Origin of the sequence: Pseudomonas sp. K5002 (genome assembly GCF_013386655.1) — a bacterium.
In the GTDB taxonomy this organism is placed as follows: Bacteria; Pseudomonadota; Gammaproteobacteria; order Pseudomonadales; family Pseudomonadaceae; genus Aquipseudomonas.
In genome coordinates, this window is record NZ_JACARK010000679.1 from 1 (window position 1) to 2,922 (window position 2,922).

Annotated in this window: 2 protein-coding genes; both read right to left on the minus strand. The window is 60.9% G+C overall.

Annotated elements, in window-relative coordinates:
- Positions 1 to 468: 468 nt before the first annotated feature.
- Complete coding sequence (locus tag HX846_RS26055) at positions 469 to 1,767, minus strand: FAD-binding oxidoreductase (protein ID WP_178966371.1); 1,299 nt, start codon at positions 1,765 to 1,767, stop codon at positions 469 to 471.
- Positions 1,764 to 2,852 carry a polyamine ABC transporter substrate-binding protein gene (locus HX846_RS26060; RefSeq protein ID WP_003219153.1) on the minus strand — a complete coding sequence of 363 codons (1,089 nt, stop codon included), beginning with the start codon at positions 2,850 to 2,852 and terminating at the stop codon, positions 1,764 to 1,766. The genes HX846_RS26055 and HX846_RS26060 overlap by 4 nt, the downstream gene beginning before the upstream one ends.
- Positions 2,853 to 2,922 lie beyond the last annotated feature (70 nt).

Consider the following 2,922-nt stretch of genomic DNA (forward strand, 5'->3'; position numbering starts at 1 on the left):
AAAGCGGGCACGGTCCACTGTAGGAGCTGGCTTGCCGGCGATAGCATCAACTGGGTGTGTCTGATGCACCGAGGTGTCTGCATCGCCGGCAAGCCAGCTCCTACAGAAAAGCAGCTCTGCTTTCGCTCTGGATTTTGATTTGGCTTTTAACACTCAGGTCGGCTCTCAGGCCGCCGTGCTTTTGCTTTTGATCTTGATCTGACTGCCCCAATAAGCCCGAGGCCGAACGCAGGTATTGCGCAGCGGGTAAACCGGCAGGACGCCGGTTTAGCCGCGCCGGGCCATGGATGGCCCGTCGCGGCGGCCCGCTTCGTGCTGCCGGAGTGAGGGAACGCCGAGCCTAGGCGAGGCGCCGACAGGCGGGGCAGACCGCTTTGGTTACTTTGCCGCTTTTTTTGCAAAGTGACTCGCTGTAAGAGCGAAACCCTAGGTGGCCGTTACCGAAGAAACGGATATGTACACAATCAATCACCCCACCATCTCCCGAACCCGATACCACAACATCCCCAACGCCAGCAGCGGCGAACGCAACACCTTCCCCCCAGGAAACGTCATATGCGGCACCTGGCTGAAAATATCCAACCCCCGGCTCTGCCCAGCCTGAATCCCCTCAGCCAACAACCGCGCACACCAGTGAGTCACGTTCAACCCATGCCCCGAATACCCCTGGGCATAGAACACATTCGGATGCTGCTTCAGGCGCCCCACCTGGGGAAAGCGATTGGCGGTGATGCCGATCTTCCCCCCCCACTGAAACTCAATCGCCGTATCCATCAACTGCGGAAAAACCTTGAGCATCTTCGGCCGCATATACCCCGCGATATCCACCGGATCACGCCCCGAATAATGACAAGCCCCCCCAAACAACAACCGCCGATCCGCCGAAAGGCGGTAATAATCCAACCCCACTTTCTGATCACACAACGCCAGGTTCTGCGGAATCAACTGATCAGCCACCCCAACCGACAGCGGCTCGGTCGCAATGATGTAGCTCCCCGCTGGCAGCACCTTGCCGCTCAACTTCGGCTCCAATTCCTCCAGATGCGCATTGCACGCCAGCACCAGGTTACCGGCGCGCACGGTGCCGGACGCGCAACGCACCTGCACCGTGTCGCCATGGATCAACTCCAGCACCGGGCTGTCTTCAAAGATCCGCACCCCAAGGGATTCGGCCACACCAGCCTCCCCCAGCACCAGGTTCAACGGGTGCAGATGCCCGGAGCCCATGTCCACCAGGCCACCGGCATACAAGCCTGAGCCAACCACCTGCGCCATATCCTGCGATGCCACCAACCGTGTTTCAGGCGCATACCCCAAGGCAGCCAGGCTCTCCAGCTCCCCCTGAAACGCCGCAAACTGCGCCGGCGTATTCGCCAACTCGCAAAACCCCCAGCGCAAATCACAGTCAATCCCGTGCTCGCGAATCCGCTCCCCCACCAGCGCCACCGAATCGATCCCGGCCTGCTGCAGGTAACGCACGCCCTCCTCCCCCACGTACCTGGCAAAGCCCGCTACGTCATGCCCAATCCCGCGAATCAGCTGCCCGCCATTGCGCCCGCTGGCGCCCCAGCCAATCCGCCGGGCCTCCAGCAAAATCACCGATAGCCCACGCTGGGCCAATTCGATGGCGGTATTGACCCCGGTGAACCCACCGCCGATCACACACACATCGGCGGTCAGGTCAGCCCCCAGCGCTGGGCGCCGGGGCATGGCGTTGGCCGAAGCCAGGTAATAGGAACGAGCGTGGTCGGAGGAGGAACGGTTCATTTGTTGGTCTTCACTTTGCTCCAGGACCGCGTCATCAAGCGCATGACGGCGGGCGTCGGGGTGGTGGAAATGTAGAGTTTGTCGAGCACTTCCTGGGACGGGTAGATCTCGGGGTTGTTCACCAGCTCGGGGGCCATGAAGGCCTTGGCCGCCGGGTTCGGGTTGGCGTAGCCGACGCTGGCGCTGACCTTGGCGATCACTTCAGGGTCCAGCAAGTAGTTGATGAAGGCATGGGCGGCTTTCGGGTTGGCGGCGTCCGCCGGGATGGCCAGCAGGTCGAACCACAGGTTGCTGCCTTCCTTGGGGATCGAGTAGGCGATGTTCACGCCGTTCTTGGCTTCCTTGGCACGGTTGGCCGCCTGGAACACGTCGCCGGAATAACCGAAGGCGACGCAGATATCACCGTTGGCCAGGTCCGAGATGTACTTGGAGGAATGGAAATAAGTGATGTACGGCCGCAGGGTCAGCAGCTTGGCCTCGGCCTGTTTGTAGTCTTCGGGATTCTCGCTGCGCGGGTCCTTGCCCATGTAGTTGAGGATCGCCGGGAACAGTTCATCCGCCGAGTCGAGGAACGCGACGCCGCACTCGTGGAGCTTCTTGATGTTCTCCGGTTCAAACAGCACGGCCCACGAGTCGATATGGTCGATGCCCAACACCTGCTTGACCTTGTCCACGTTGTAGCCGATGCCGTTGGTGCCCCACAGGTACGGCACCGAATGCTCGTTGCCCGGGTCGTTTTTCTCCAGCAGCTTGAGCAGCTTGGGGTCGAGGTTCTTGAAGTTGGGCAGCTGCGAACGGTCCAGCTTGAGGAACGCGCCGGCCTTTACCTGGCGCGCCAGGAAGTGGTTGGACGGCACCACCACGTCGTAGCCGGTACGGCCGGCAAGCAGCTTGCCCTCCAGGGTTTCATTGGAGTCGAACACGTCGTAGATCACCTTGATCCCGGTCTTGGCCTGGAAGTCGGCCAAGGTGGTCTCACCGATGTAGTCGGTCCAGTTGTACACACTGACCGTCTGCGCGGCGTGGCCCGCGCTGCTGAACAACGCCGCCAAGGCCAGCGGGAGAAGCTTTTTCACCAGACGCATATCGACACCCCTTTGCTTGATTGATTTTTATGTATTCATCCAGCCATTCTGCCCGTAGCAGCTGTCGAGC

Coding starts and splice junctions, on each gene's coding strand:
- HX846_RS26060 (WP_003219153.1), bottom strand. CDS start 2,852: ATGCGTCTGGTGAAAAAGCTTCTCCCGCTGGCCTTGGCGGCGTTGTTC.
- HX846_RS26055 (WP_178966371.1), bottom strand. CDS start 1,767: ATGAACCGTTCCTCCTCCGACCACGCTCGTTCCTATTACCTGGCTTCG.